Source organism: Streptomyces muensis (genome assembly GCF_021474425.1).
Classification (GTDB): Bacteria; Actinomycetota; Actinomycetes; order Streptomycetales; family Streptomycetaceae; genus Streptomyces; species Streptomyces muensis.
The window spans coordinates 1-13,110 of sequence record NZ_JAKEIP010000234.1; the positions used below are offsets into that span (position 1 = coordinate 1).

Below are 13,110 nucleotides of genomic sequence, written 5' to 3' on the forward strand. Positions count from 1 at the left end.
GACCGAGACCCATCAACCGGCTGCGTGATTACGCTCCCGACCATGGCCGACTCCACAGCGTCCCCGACCCCCACCCCCACGGACCGCCCCGTGTACGTCATCGGCGGTGGCCCGGGCGGGCTCTCCGTCGCGCACGCGCTGCGGGCCCGGGGGCTGCGGGCTGTCGTGCTGGAGAGGTCGGACGCGGTCGGCGCCTCCTGGCGGCGCCACTACGACCGGCTCCATCTGCACACCACCCGACGGCTGTCGGGGCTGCCCGGGCTGCCGATGCCGCGCCGCTTCGGGCGCTGGGTGTCGCGGGACGACGTCGTGCGCTATCTGGAGAAGTACGCCGAGTACCACGACCTGGAGATCGTCACCGGCGTCGAGGTCTCCCGTGTCGAGCCCGCACCGGACGGCTCCGGCTGGCTGCTGCGCGCGACCGGCGGCCGTGAACTGACCGGCGCCGCGGTCGTCGTGGCCACCGGCCACAACCACACCCCGCGCCTCCCGGACTGGCCCGGCCGCGCCGGCTACACCGGCGAACTCCTGCACGCGGGCGAGTACCGCGGCCCGGCGCCCTACGCCGGCCGCGACGTCCTGGTCGTCGGCGCCGGCAACACCGGTGCCGAGATCGCCGTGGACCTGGTGGAGGGCGGCGCCTCGCGGGTACGGCTGGCGGTCCGCACCACCCCGCACATCGTCCGCCGCTCCACCGCAGGCTGGCCCGCCCAGCGCACCAGCATCCTCGTACGGCGACTGCCGGTCGGCCTCGTCGACCGGCTCGCCAGGCCCGTGGCCAGGCTCAGCGTGCCGGATCTGTCGGCCCACGGGCTGCCGCGCCCCGACACCGGCCTGTACAGCCGGGTCAAGGAAGGCGCGATCCCGGTCCTCGACGTCGGCCTGGTCGACGCCGTGCGCAAGGGCCGCGTCGAGATCGTGGCCGCCGTCGACGGCTTCGAGGACGACAAGGTGATCCTCGCCGACGGCAGCCGCGTCTCCCCGGACACCGTCATCGCGGCGACCGGATACGTCCGCGGGCTCGAAGACCTCATCGGCCACCTCGGCGTGCTCGACACCCGCGGCAGGCCGGCCGTCCAGGGCGCCCGCACCCCCGCCGACGCCCCCGGCCTCTACTTCACCGGCTACACCAACCCCATCAGCGGCAATCTCCGCGAAATGGCGATCGACGCCCAGAAGATCGCGAAGGCCATCGCCCGCGACGGCAGCCGACGGGTCTCCCGGCTGCCGGTGACGTAGACACCCTCAACTCTCTTACGTAGATCTCCTGTTACTCACGGGTCAGTTGTGACGGGAGAGCTGTACCGCGCCGCCGCACGGGGTCAGAATGTGAGCACTGTTCAACTTTTCTGCTCCACCCTCTCGCCCCGACGGAGGACGCACGTGGCAAGCGAACGACAGTTCCCCCGACCCCCCAGGCTCTCCCGGCGCTCGCTCCTCGGCGGCGCAGCCGCCGCGGCCGGTGCCGCCACCCTCACCGCGACCGGTTCCGGTACCGCCTCCGCGGCCACCCTCCCCATGGTCGACGTCGCCATCGTCGGCGCCGGCCTGGCCGGTCTCACCGCGGCCCGCGATCTGGTCGCCGCGGGCAAGTCCGTCGTCGTCCTGGAGGCCCGCGACCGCGTGGGCGGCCGGGTCGTCGGACTGGACCTGGCGGGCGGCGGTGTCACCGAAGGCGGCGGCGAGTTCATCGGCCCCACCCAGAACCGCATCAAGGCCCTCGCCGACTCACTCGGCGTACAGACCTTCGCCACCTACAACACCGGCGACAACCTCCTCTACAAGGACGGCAAGAAGACCCCGTACGCCACCGACGGCGTCCTCGGCGCGGTCCCGCCCATCGACGCGGCCGGACTCGCCAACGCCGCGATCGTCCAGGCCACCCTCGACGACCTGGCCAAGCAGATCCCGGTCGACGCGCCCTGGACCGCCGCGAAGGCCGACGAATGGGACCGGCAGACCTTCGAGACCTGGCTGCGCGCCAACGCCGTCATCCCCTCGGCCAAGTTCCTCTTCGACGTGGCCTGTACGTCGATCTTCTCGGCCGAACCCCGTGAACTCTCCTTCCTGTTCGTCCTCTTCTACATCGCCGCCGCCGGCGACTCCGCCAACCCCGGCACCCTGGAACGCCTCACCGAGACCGCGGGCGGCGCCCAGGAACTGCGCTTCGTCGGCGGCTCCCAGCTGGTGCCGGTCAAGCTCGCCGCCACCCTCGGCGACCGGGTGGTCCTCAACGCGCCGGTGCGCACCATCGCCCGGTCCGGCGGCGGCTACGTCGTCACGGCCGACGGTGTCACCGTCACCGCCAAGAAGGTCGTCGTCGCCGTACCCCCGCCGATCGCCGCCCGCATCACCTACGACCCCGTGCTGCCCGCCTCCCGCGACCAGCTCACCCAGCGGCTGCCGATGGCCTCGGTCGGCAAGGCCATCGCCATCTACGACACCCCCTTCTGGCGTGCCGACGGACTCAACGGCCAGGTCGTCAGCGACACCGGCGTGATCAGCTCCACCTTCGACAACTCCCCGCCCGACGCCTCCTACGGCGCCCTGATGGGCTTCATCGAGGCCGACGAGGCCCGGAAGCTGGACGCGGCGAGCGAGGCGGAGGTCCGGGCGGCCGTACTGAAGGACTACGCGACCTACTTCGGCGCGAAGGCGGCCTCCCCCACCTCCTTCGTCCTGCAGCGCTGGAACAACGAGACCTACACCCGCGGCGGCCCCGTCTCCATCGCCGCCCCCGGCGTCCTGACCCAGTACGGCCCCGCCCTGCGCACCCCGGTCGGCGGCATCCACTGGGCCGGGACGGAGACCTCCACGTACTGGATGGGCTTCATGGACGGGGCGGTCCGGTCGGGCGAGCGGGTGGCCAAGGAGGTGCTGGCGGCGCTGTGACGCGGTGGAAGGCCCGGGGCGCGGCGGTACCCGGGCCTTCTTCGGTCCTTCGCGGCGAACCCGGGCCTGCTGGGTTCCCGCGCGGGATTACGGGTTGCCACGGCCCGTGGCATCCGGGGGCCGGCCGGAGCGAGGGGGCTCCGGAACGTCCTCGGGAAGGAATTCGAGCGGGAGGGACGCGACGGGCAGGTCGCTGTCGGTCAGGTTGCTGTCGCGGTGGTAGCGGGCGGCCATGCGCGCCTCCATCAGGTTGAGGAGACGGCGGCCGGAACGGGCGTTGTCGAAGGCGGGCGGGTCGGAGAGGCGGGCGCCGTCCAGCCAGGCGGCGGCGCGCGCCGGGACACCGGGACCGAGGACGTAGTTCTCCGCGGCGGCCATCCGCCCCAGGATCTCCACCAGGTCCGCGGAGTCGTAGTCGGGGAAGTGGACTCGGGTGCGGAAGCGGGAGGCCAGCCCGGGGTTGGCGGCCATGAAGGCCCGCATCTCCCGCGGATGTCCCGCGGCGATCACGCACAGGCGGCTCCGCCACCGCTCCATCTCGCCGATCAGGACGTCGATCGCCTCGGCCCCGAAGTCGTAGGCAGCGTGTGTGTCCTGGCCCAGGCTGTAGGCCTCGTCGATGAACAGCACGCCGTCGAGAGCGGCATGCACGGCGTCCCGCACCCGCGGTGCGGTCTGGCCCACGTACTCGGCCACCAGGTCGGCACGGGTGACCTCCACACAGTGCCCGCTGCGCAGCAGGCCGAGACCGTGCAGCAGCCTCCCGACGATCCGCGCCACCGTGGTCTTGCCCGTTCCGGGCGGCCCCGTGAACAGCAGGTGCGGCAGGACACGCTCGTTCAGGTCCTGTCCGTCACGCAGGTGTCCGGCGAGGTCCGCCAGGGTCTCCCGGACGGTTTCCAGCCCGACCAGGTCGTCGAACCCGGCGAGCAACGCGGACGGGTCGGGCGCGGGAACGCGCAGATAGGCGCGGTAGGGCTCGGGGATGTCGGCGTCGGTGACCGGCTCGCTCACGTCACGTCCCACGCGGTCGGCCCACCGGCCGACGACGGCGTCGGCGAGGATGCGCATTTCACGGGCGCTGGGGAAGCCCTCGTTCCTCCTGACATGCATCTCGGAGACGATCCGCCGCAGCCCCTCGGCGGCATCCGCCGCGAGGCTGACCCCGTGCTCCTCCAGGCGTCCTTCCAGGAGCGTCATCAGAGCCTGCGGGTCGAGCTCGGGGAACTCGATGACGTTCTCCGCCGGAACGCGCCTGGCGAGTCCCGGCTCGGCGGCGAGGAAATCCCGCATCCTGTCCGGCAGCCCGGCGAAGATCACGACCAGCCGGTCGCGGTCCTGCTCCATACGCGTGAGGAGAGTGCTCAGCGTTTCATCGGCGAAGCCGCCGTACGAGGAGTGGAGTTCGTACGCCTCGTCGATGAACAGGACGCCGTCCAGGGCGCGTTCGACAGCGCTGCTGGTCAAGCCGACGCTCTGTCCGACGTATCCGGCCACCAGGTCCGTCATCCGCACCTCGACGACGTGTCCGCGGTCGAGGAGTCCCAGGTTGTGGAAGATTTCGCCGACAAGCCGTGCCGCGGTGGTCATTCCGGTGCCGGGGTTGCCGCTGAACACCAGATGACGGAGGGGCCGGTCCGTGGCGGCCGGCCGGCCCGGACCGCTGACCTCCCGATCCCGGGCCGCCTCGGTCTCGGCCCGCAGACCCCACAGGAACCGCTTGACTCCTTCGAACCCCGGCGTGGCATCCAGTCGCTCCCAGGGGCCGCGCCGGTCGCCCGCCGCGGTGCCGTCCGCCCTGTACACCGCGCGGGGCGCGGCCAGATCCCCGAGTTCGGCGAGGAGTTGGCGGGCGGAGGGGCGGCGTTGCGGGTCCGGGTCGAGGCACCGGGTGATCAGGTTCCGCAGGCCGCCCAAGTGGGCCGGCAGCCGTGCCAGGGCCTGGGGATGGTGCGAGAGGGAGTTGCCGCGGGTGGCCTCGCGCAGGAGGATCGCGCCCAGCCCGTACATGTCGAAGGAGGGGTCCAGCGGCGCGTCCTGCGGGTATCCCTCGGGCGGCAGGTAGCCGGTGGCGTGCTGGCGGTACTGCGGGTATGCATGCGCGCGCCCGTCGAACTGCGCGTAGACCCAGCTGATGAGCACCACCGTGTCGGGGACCACGAGCACGGCGTGCGGCGAGAGGTTGCCGTGCACGATGCCCGCCGTATGAGCCCGGTCCAGGGCTTCGGCGAGCACGCGGGCCAGCTGGGACAGGGCGTGGAAGTCGTCCGAGGGGCCGTTGCTCGACCAGGGGCCGTGGATCAGGTTGGCGGCCGCGTCGCCCGTGACCGAGGTGACGTAGCCCATCGCCAGCCAGGTGGGCGGGACCTCCCGGTCGATGCCGAGCAACGGCGGCGCGTACCGGCCGCCCATCCGGCGCAGTGCCTCCGCCTCCACGCGCGCGAGTTCCGAGAACAGGTCGGGTTCCAGGTACGCGTCGCTCGGCTGTCTCTTCACCACGGCCCGGTTGCCGTCCGCGCCGACCCCGAGGTACACGTCGGAGAAGTCCGCGACGGTGATGAGCCCGCTCAACCGGTAGGGATGGGGCGTGCCTTGAGCGACGCTGTCCGGGTCGTCGGACGGTGACGGGATCCGTTCGGCGGGCGTCGTCAGTCCCGCCCGGACGAGGGCCTCCTCCCGCAGCAGCGCCCAGGGAACCGCGTCGGCGGACAGGTCGGCGCCGCTGGTGGGGTCGGGCAGGAGCGCCGAGATCCGGCCGGGCGTGGTGTCGCCGCGTTCGATGAAGCGGGACACCTCGCGCAGGATCCGGTCCACCTCGTGCGCACGCAGCGACTCCAGGAGCATCGCCCGCACGCCGGGCAGGAAGTCGTGCGGTACGTCCGTCGGTGCCGGGGAGCCGTCCGTGGGCACCGGGGTGATGAGGCCGCTGAACAGGGCCTCGGCCAGGACGGTGGGCGGTGTTCCCGGCAGCATGGCGGCCTGTACGACCCGCATGATGGCGACCGTCAGCGGCACGGCCGACAGACAGGCCAGCAGCCTGAACGCCTCCGGCGTGGCGGTGGCGTGGAAGTCCTCAAGGCGCCGGGTCGGCGACCTGTCGTCGGCGACGGGCGGGGGCGGCCGGTGCCGGGCGGCGAGGAGCGTGACCGCGCCGTCGGTGACCGGCGGTCCGACCCCGGCCACCAACTCGGCCCAGGGCCTGAGCCAGTCCGGGTCGAGCTCCACCACGGGGACGGGGACGCTGCCCGCGGGCAGCTCGCGTGTGCCGCGCCGGCGTCCGCTGTACTCCAGGTCCGTGTTGGCCGCCGAGAGCGGGGCGCGACGCAGCCGGGCGGGAACCGTCGGAAGGGCGGTACGGCGCCAGAGACGTTCGGGCAGCGCCTGGAGGACGACGAGAGGGCCGGCCGCCGCCCACTGCCGCATCGCCTCCCGGACGGCGGGACTCTGCCAGCCGGGAGCCACACCGTCGGTGAGCACGAGCACCAGTCGGCGCCCTGCCGGGTCATGGATCTCGGACACGCCCCGTATCCGGTCCGGGCTCGGGGCGGGGTGCGCGCTCAACCCCGGTGTGCCGTCCGGCCGGCTGTGCAGATAGCGCAGCCGTACGTCACGGAAGGCGCCCAGCCTGACGAGCAGTCGGTGCACCTCGCGCACCAACGGCGTCCACAGCAGCAGTCCGGTGGGGTGGCCGTCCACCACGAGGACGGCGTCGAGCCAGCGTTCGGCGGCGGGCCGCAGGACGGGCAGCAGGGTGCCCTTGCGATGGGGAAGGGACCGCCGGGCCATGGATTCGAGGGTGGCTTCCTCGTCGAACTCGGTGTCGCGCCGCGAAGGGACCCGGCGCTTGAGCGGCCGAAGGGCGCGCAGCACGTCCAGTTGGCGGGGCAGGAGCGGATCGGCGGCCAGCCGCACCGGTCGGGCGGCCGGCCGGGCGGCGTCGGCCGAGTGGTGGGCCGCCGTCGGGGCGTAGACGGGGACCGTCGGCGTGGGCTTCGGCGCCGTCTCCTCGTCCGGGAGCGACGGGGCGGTGTCGTCCGTCTTCTCGGCCGGGTTCCGCGAGGGGTCGGCTTCCGGTACGTCCGCGTCGGCGGGAGTGGGCGCGGCGGGCAGCCTGGTCGCGAGCCAGAGGATCTCGGCGATCTCCCTGGGCGTGGGGTCGAGCCCGAGACCGGTGAGGAGGGACCGCAGCGGCTCCACGCTCATCGGCGGTCCTGGTTGAGGTACTGCAGGACGAGTTCGGCGATGTGGCCACGGTCGGCGGCCTCCTCGCCCGCCGCGTGCCGAGCCAGGTAGACGGCCTGGAGGAGCTGGTCGGTGGCCAGTTCCCCCTGGCTGCGCCGTTCGAGGAAGAGTGAGATGAGCTTCTCCGCGTGCGGCGCGCTCTCGCCCAGGTGGGCGTGGACGATGGCACGCAGCCGGTCGGGGCTGGGCGCGGGCAGGTGCAGGCGCACACAGCGGCGCAGGAAGGCGGGCGGGAAGTCACGCTCGCCGTTGCTGGTGAGGACCACGAACGGGAAGGCCCGGCAGCGTACCCGTCCGGCGGTGACCGCCACCCGTGCGCCGTCGTCGGCGGGCCGCACTTCCGCGTCGGCGAAGGTGTCCGCCACCCGCGACAGCTCGGGGATCTCGAAGATGCCCTCCTCGAAGACGTCGAGGAGGTCGTTGGGCAGGTCGATGTCGCTCTTGTCGATCTCGTCCACGAGCAGCACCCGGGGCAGGGCGTGGGGTGCCATGGCGGTGCCGAGCGGGCCCAGCCTGACGTACCGCCCGACGTCGACGGGGGTGGCCGGCGACACGTTGTCGACCTCCTCCAGGCGGCCGATGGCGTCGTACCGGTAGAGGCCGTCCTTGAGGGTGCTGCGGCTGGTGATCGGCCACCGCAGGACCGAGCCGAGCCGCAGTTCGTGGGCCACGGCGTAGGCCAGGCTGGACTTCCCCACTCCGGGGTCGCCGGTGACGAGCAGGGGGCGCCGCAGATACAGGGCGGTGTTGACCATTTCCACGGCGTGCCGGTCTGCCTGGTAGGCGGCGGCGCGCAGCGGCCAGCGGGCGGAGAGGCCGTAGTCGTGGTCCCGGTCGAAAGGGGTCGGCTCGTCCCCGTAGAAGACGCGCCACGGCGGCGGCTCGGGCAGATCCGCGATGCCGTCGTGCGGTTCGCCGGTGCCACGGTAGATCAGCCAGTCACTCATGGGGCTTTCCTCTTCCTCGTTCCTACGCGTAGCGCAGTGGGGCGTCCGGGAGACGCCGGTCGGGGTCGTCCCACAGGAGCACGAGATCCTTGGCGTGGTGTCCGCCCACGGGCGCGGTCGCGGCCATTCCGCGCAGCTGCCGCACCCGCTCCGGCCACTGGGCGGGAGCGGCGACCGTCACGTCGGTGCGCAGGTCGGTGAAGAACACCTCGGCGGGGCAGGGGCCGGCGTCCTCGCCGTCGGGGCAGCCGCGCGGGATCCTGTGCGGGCATCCGGAACGGGTGGACGCCGGGCAGCGGCGCGGATCGGACCGACGCCACAGGATCACCGGGACCCCCGATGCCAGCGCGACCTCCAGCACTGCCCCGGACGAGGAGTCCCGGAGGGTGCCGGCGAGCACCAGGGCGGCCAGGGACGGTTCGGACTCGATCCAGCCTTCGAGCATCTCCTGGTCCGTCTCGTCGTTGCAGGCGAGCGCCATCGTCCGGCCGCCCGAGGTGCCCCCGGCCATGAACCGTGTCCAACGGTTCCGCCAGTACTGGTGGAACTCGTCGTCGTCGAACCGCTCCAGGTCACGCAGCACCACCGGATGTCTGCGCCCCAGGCTGGACCAGGCCTTGCGGGCCCAGGGCTTCCACTCGTCGAACTCCTGCTCCATGAGGTCCTGCGGGACGATCAGTTCCACCATCGCCGGGCCGTCGCCGGAGCGGCCCAGGATGGCCAGTTGCTCCGGCAGCAGGCTCCGTGCCCGTGTCAGCGCCTCCTGGAGGGGCAGCGCGTCCGACTCGGCGGCCGCCGGCGAGATGGCGTGCGGGCCTTCGTAGCGCCACATCGCCACGTGGTAGCGACTCGGATCCACCGCCGACGGCTTGAGACGGATCATCACTGATCGCGGGCCGGTGGACCGGGCGTGCGGAGCTTTCCCGTGCCGGGCCAGGTCGTGGCCGTCCAGCCCCAGCGACTCGGCCCGCATCACGATCAGGAAGCGGAGCTTGTCGCCCAGCGGGCCGGGCAGTTCGCGGGCGACGGCGTCGACGTACAGGAGGGTGGTGGGCACCGCGCGCTCCGCCACCACGAATGCCTGTAACTCGCTGATGACGTCCCGGTGTTCGTGCAGCGGCAGTTGCGGAGGGGTGGCGTAGCGACCTGCGGCCCGGAGGAAGGCCGGCACCAGGTCCTCCGGCGTGGGCGTGGGGGCGGCGGCCAGCAGCCCGAACAGGGTGCGCTGCGTTCGCGGTGGCAGGATCGCACGCGCCCGGGGCGCGTCGTGGCCGGCGGGGAGGCAGGGCCACCGCTCGTCCTCCGCGTGAAAGCCGTCATGGGCCCGCACCAGCGCCCGGTAGGCGGTCGGGTCGAGACAGCGCAACGCCCCGATGGGCGTGGCCAGACCGCCCATGTCCGTACTGTCCATCCGCGTGGCCTTCACCACGGCGCAGACTCCGCCGACGCTCAGATCGAGCACCGGACCGCCCGACATGCCCGGGGTGACCTCGTCCTGCTTCAGCCGCAGCATCAGTCCGCCGTCGAAGAACTGGTCGCCCTGGCAGGTGAAGGTGGAGGTGAGGGCTTCCGGCTGGTAGCGGTACTTGTCGGAGTGCCCCGCGGCCGTCAGCTTCTGGCCGCCCATGGGGATCTGGTCGTGCCACCAGACGCACGGATGGTCCTCGGGCGCGTCCTGGAGTGCCACGATGGCGAGATCGGGATACGGCCACAGGCCCTCACCGGCAGGGGCGGGCGAAGCGGCCAGGACCGTGCCCCGGAGCTGCTTGCCCTGCCAGGTCAGCTCGACGGCACTCCCCGTGACTCCCGCGACATGGGCGCAGGTGACGACGTACCCGGGCGCGGCCAGGAACCCGCTCCCCGCCGTCCTGCCCCGGACCTGGACGAGGCAGTCCTGTGCGGATCTGATCAGCTGTGCCGACGGCATGGACCGATCCCCGGTTCGGGCCGACCGCGCATCGTCACTCCCCAGCCCCGGGCGCGGTGGACTCGTTGGACTCGTTGGTCCACGAGAGGGTCACCTTGACGGCCGCGGTGCCACTTACCCCGGCCAGCGCGGCGACCAAGCCCTCTTTCCCCAGGGCCAGTTCGAGACCGAACTCCACACTCACCTCGCCGGGCGCCGCCTGCGCCACGGCGTCGCGCACATTGGCGGCCACCGACCGCAAGGTCGTGTCGAACCCGCGCAGCGCCCGGGCGCCGCCGTCGAAGAGGCCTGAGTCCTGCGGTCCCCCGGGGGATTCGATCTGCGCCCAGATCGCCTGCCCGTCCGGAAGCTGCACTTCCACTAATCGCCGCATATCCCCGTCCAGCCTCGCACCGGCGTCACCGGCCTCCACGATAAAGGTGTCGCTCGCCGCCCCGCAGGGCAATCAGCAGGCATCGCCATCGGCACCGAGCGGTGACCCCTGACCCCTTCCTTGCGCACGGTCGGCCGGTCAAATCCAGGTCGCAGCAGTTCCTGACGCTGCATCAGTTCTGTAATCTGACAGTGCGTCAGTTAATCGCTGTCACACAGGAGCGGGCGGACCGATGCTTGGATCAACCCACGGCACCCTCACCACCGACTCCCGCCGGGCCCGGGTCATCGCCTGTGGCGAACAGCCCGGGCCCGCCGTCCACGGCCGGCCGGCCGATGTCGACGATCTCGATGTCAGCGGCCGTCCGCTGTACTGCGACGTGCCCGATCTGGACCGCTTCTTCCGGCCGGAGTCGGTCGCCGTGATCGGCGCCTCCGACGCCGAGGGGCGGCCGAACACCGGTGTCACCCGCCAGCTGATCGCCTGGTCGGAGCGGGTCGGTGCCCGGCTCCACCCGGTGCATCCGAGCCGGCCGTCCGTCTTCGGCATCCCTTGCCGCCCTTCCGTCGCCGATCTGCCCGAGCAGGTCGATCTCGCCGTGCTGCTGGTCGCCGACCCCCTTCCGGTGGTCGAGGAACTGGCCGAGGCCAAGGTGAAGTTCGCGGTCGTCTTCGCCTCCGGGTTCGCGGAGACCGGGGAGGAGGGCGCCGCCGCGCAGGACCGGCTCACCGCCGCGGTCGAGCGGTCCGGGATGCGGCTACTGGGGCCGAACACCAACCTCAACGCCTTCGAGCGGTTCCGGGAGGACCTGGACGGGCCCGCCATCGCGCTCATCACCCAGTCCGGCCACCAGGGCCGTCCCGTCTTCGCCCTCCAGGAGCTCGGCATCCGCCTGAGCTACTGGGCGCCGACCGGCAACGAGGCCGACCTGGAGACCGCCGACTTCATCTCCTACTTCGCCGAGCGGCCCGAGGTGGGTGCCATCGCCTGCTATGTGGAGGGCCTCAAGGACGGCCGGTCCTTCCTGCTCGCCGCCGACCGCGCCGCCCGGCGCAAGGTGCCCGTCGTCGCCGTCAAAGTGGGCCGCACCGAGACCGGCGCCCGCACGGCCGCCTCACACACCGGCAAGCTGACCGGCGCGGACGCGGTGGTGGACGCGGCGATGCGGCAGTACGGCGTGATCCGGGTCGACGGCCTGGACGAACTCCAGGACACCTCAGCCCTGTTGGCCCGGTCGCGGCCGCCCCGCGCCGACGGTGTCGTCGTCTATTCGATCTCGGGCGGCACGGGCGCGCACTTCGCCGACCTGGCGACGGAGGCGGGACTCACGCTGCCCGAGCTGTCCCGGGCCAAGCAGGCCGAGCTGCACCAGTGGATACCCGAGTACCTGAGCGTGGCCAACCCGGTCGACAACGGCGGCCATCCCGTGGGCGACTGGCGAGGCCGGAAGATCATCGACGCGATCCTCGACGACCCCGCGGTCGGGGTGCTGATCTGCCCGGTCACCGGCCCCTTCCCGCCGCTCAGCGACCGGCTCGTCCAGGACCTCGTGGACGCCGCCGAGCGGACGGACAAGCTGGTGTGCGTGGTGTGGGGCTCGCCCGTCGGCACCGAACTGGCGTACCGCGAGGTCCTGCTCGGCTCCTCGCGCGTGGCCACCTTCCGCACGGTGGCCAACTGCATCACCGCCGTCCGCGCCTACCTCGACCACCACCGCTTCGTCACCGGCTACCGCTCCCCCTTCGACGAGGCCCCGCGCACTCCTTCGCCGTCCTTCCGCAAGGCGCAGGCACTGATACGCCCGGGCGAGCAGCTGAGCGAGCACGCGGCGAAGCAGCTGCTGCGGGCGTACGGAATCCGCGTACCGCGCGAACAGTTGGTGACCAGCGCGGCGGCTGCCGTGCGGGCGGCGGGACTCGTGGGCTACCCCGTGGTGATGAAGGCCTCCGGCGCGCGGATCGCCCACAAGACCGAGCTCGGCCTGGTCAAGATCGGGCTGACGTCCGCCAGCCAGGTCCGCGACGCCTACCGCGAGCTGACCGACATCGCCCGCTACGAGGACGTCTCCCTGGACGGCGTACTGGTCTGCCAGATGGTCGAGCGGGGCGTCGAGATGGTCGTGGGCGCCGCGCACGACGACCTGTTCGGCCCGACCGTGACGGTCGGACTGGGCGGGGTGCTCGTGGAGGTCCTGCACGACACCGCCGTGCGCGTGCCGCCCTTCGGTGAGGAGCAGGCCCGGGACATGTGCGCCGAGCTGCGCGGGCGGGCCCTGCTCGACGGGGTCAGGGGGCGGCCCCCCGCGGATCTGGACGCGCTCGTGGAAGTCGTCCTGCGTGTACAGCGCATGGTGCTGGAGCTGGGGGACGACCTCGCGGAGCTCGACATCAATCCGCTGATGGTGCTGGAGCGGGGGCAGGGCGCGGTGGCGCTGGACGCGTTGGTGGTGTGCCGCTGAGATGCGTACCGATGATGAAGTGAACATGCCTGGTTCCCCCCGTGGGTCCGGAAGCTCCGTCGATTCCTTGGATTCAGTGGTACTGCACGCCACTGACAATCAGGTCTGCCGGATCACCCTGAACCGCCCCGAAGCCCTCAACGCCATCACCCCTGACCAGCGCGAACGCATCATCCAACTCCTCACCGACGCCTCCGCCGACCCGACCGTCCGCGCCGTCGTCCTGACCGGCACGGGCCGCGGATTCTGCGCGGGGGCGGATCTGCGGGGC

The 13,110-nt window shown here is 72.3% G+C and carries 8 protein-coding genes; 4 read left to right on the forward strand and 4 right to left on the reverse strand.

What is annotated here, in order from left to right:
* The first annotated feature begins 42 nt into the window (after positions 1 to 42).
* The gene (locus L0P92_RS34915; RefSeq protein WP_234767071.1) at positions 43 to 1,239 is read left to right on the forward strand and encodes a flavin-containing monooxygenase; all 1,197 of its coding nucleotides are present in this window, start codon (positions 43 to 45) and stop codon (positions 1,237 to 1,239) included.
* Positions 1,240 to 1,383: 144 nt separating this feature from the next.
* On the forward strand, positions 1,384 to 2,892 hold the full coding sequence (locus L0P92_RS34920) for a flavin monoamine oxidase family protein (protein ID WP_234767072.1): 1,509 nt from the start codon (positions 1,384 to 1,386) through the stop codon (positions 2,890 to 2,892).
* Between the two features lie 87 nt (positions 2,893 to 2,979).
* Here the strand turns inward: L0P92_RS34920 and L0P92_RS34925 are convergent, their stop codons facing one another.
* The 4 genes from L0P92_RS34925 to L0P92_RS34940 are packed head-to-tail and all read right to left on the reverse strand — an operon-like array spanning position 2,980 to position 10,369.
* A complete protein-coding gene (locus L0P92_RS34925; RefSeq protein WP_234767073.1) occupies positions 2,980 to 7,095 on the reverse strand; it encodes an SAV_2336 N-terminal domain-related protein in 4,116 nt (1,371 codons plus the stop codon).
* Positions 7,092 to 8,081: an AAA family ATPase gene (locus L0P92_RS34930; RefSeq protein WP_234767074.1), complete on the reverse strand. Its 990-nt coding sequence runs from the start codon at positions 8,079 to 8,081 to the stop codon at positions 7,092 to 7,094. Before L0P92_RS34930 ends, L0P92_RS34925 begins: the two co-directional genes overlap by 4 nt.
* 22 nt (positions 8,082 to 8,103) lie before the next feature.
* Positions 8,104 to 10,008, reverse strand: coding sequence for a VMAP-C domain-containing protein (locus L0P92_RS34935; protein ID WP_234767075.1), 1,905 nt, complete (start codon positions 10,006 to 10,008; stop codon positions 8,104 to 8,106).
* A gap of 34 nt (positions 10,009 to 10,042) precedes the next feature.
* The gene (locus L0P92_RS34940) at positions 10,043 to 10,369 is read right to left on the reverse strand and encodes a CU044_2847 family protein (RefSeq protein ID WP_234767076.1); all 327 of its coding nucleotides are present in this window, start codon (positions 10,367 to 10,369) and stop codon (positions 10,043 to 10,045) included.
* A gap of 244 nt (positions 10,370 to 10,613) precedes the next feature.
* On the opposite strand from L0P92_RS34940, the gene L0P92_RS34945 reads away from it, so the two are divergent.
* Complete coding sequence (locus L0P92_RS34945; RefSeq protein ID WP_234767077.1) at positions 10,614 to 12,839, forward strand: acetate--CoA ligase family protein; 2,226 nt, start codon at positions 10,614 to 10,616, stop codon at positions 12,837 to 12,839.
* 25 nt (positions 12,840 to 12,864) lie between these two features.
* A partial coding sequence (locus L0P92_RS34950; protein WP_234767078.1) for an enoyl-CoA hydratase/isomerase family protein occupies positions 12,865 to 13,110 on the forward strand: 246 nt, incomplete at its 3' end.

What these genes read in the sequence shown, in the direction of transcription:
- L0P92_RS34915 (WP_234767071.1), top strand. Translation starts at nt 43, where the DNA reads ATGGCCGACTCCACAGCGTCCCCGACCCCCACCCCCACGGACCGCCCC.
- L0P92_RS34925 (WP_234767073.1), bottom strand. Translation starts at nt 7,095, where the DNA reads ATGAGCGTGGAGCCGCTGCGGTCCCTCCTCACCGGTCTCGGGCTCGAC.
- L0P92_RS34930 (WP_234767074.1), bottom strand. Translation starts at nt 8,081, where the DNA reads ATGAGTGACTGGCTGATCTACCGTGGCACCGGCGAACCGCACGACGGC.
- L0P92_RS34935 (WP_234767075.1), bottom strand. Translation starts at nt 10,008, where the DNA reads ATGCCGTCGGCACAGCTGATCAGATCCGCACAGGACTGCCTCGTCCAG.
- L0P92_RS34945 (WP_234767077.1), top strand. Translation starts at nt 10,614, where the DNA reads ATGCTTGGATCAACCCACGGCACCCTCACCACCGACTCCCGCCGGGCC.